The organism is Oleiphilus sp. HI0061, from assembly GCF_001635675.1.
Genome location: NZ_LWFE01000052.1, coordinates 1 through 896, shown reverse-complemented (window position 1 = coordinate 896; position 896 = coordinate 1). Strand labels below are relative to the sequence as shown.

General features: G+C 45.8%; 1 protein-coding gene. It reads right to left on the bottom strand.

Annotation, left to right across the window (positions count from 1 at the left end):
* Window positions 1–59: 59 nt before the first annotated feature.
* On the bottom strand, window positions 60–896 hold an 837-nt coding region (gene hemH, locus A3735_RS00760), incomplete at its 5' end, for a ferrochelatase (protein ID WP_068637372.1).

Below are 896 nucleotides of genomic sequence, written 5' to 3'. Positions count from 1 at the left end.
TTTTAAAAAAGTTCATCATCAACTCCTATTACCTTAGCTCGCTTGCAAAGACCTGCACATTACAACCAACCTTGCACGTTTTCATTTATTAAACTTGCCAGCACCTTGATATGCGCCTCACTGGCATTTAAGGCCGGAATATATTCATAGCGTTCGCCACCACCTTCAAGAAAATAGTCCCTGTTTTCTACGCCAATTTCTTCGATAGTTTCCAAACAATCTGCAGAAAAACCCGGACAAATTACCTGCACAAAGCGTGTCCCCTGCTTCGCGAGGGATTTTAGCGTTTCATCAGTATACGGCTGCAGCCACTCTGCAGCGCCAAAGCGTGATTGGAAAACGGTCATATACTGATCACCATTTAATTCAAGCGCCTCAGCAATCAACTGACTGGTTTCATTACACTGGGTATAGTAAGGGTCGCCTTTATCATGACTAAATTTAGGCAAACCATGATAAGACAAAAGCAGCTTTTCGGCTTGTCCGTGCAGTTTCCAATGTTCACGAATACTCTCGACAATCGCGTCAATATAGGGTGGGTAATTATGGTAGCTAGCCACGAAACGCAAGCTTGGTATCTGGCGGCGGGAAACATAATCTTTAGCGACTGCATCAAATGTTGAGCCACCTGTGGCACTGGCATACTGGGGATATAAAGGAAGCACTAAAAGCTTATCGCATTGTTGTGACGCCAGTTGGTCAAGTCGGCTGGCAATAGAAGGCTCACCATACCGCATGGCATAATCGAACAATATGGATGGCTTCTCTGCGCCTGAATTAACAGCCTGTCGCAAGGCTGTAAGCTGATCTTCAGTATGATATTTAAGCGGAGAACCGCGCTCAGCCCATACCGTCTGATAGGCATGAGCCGACTTCTTGGGCCGCACTCTAAGAAT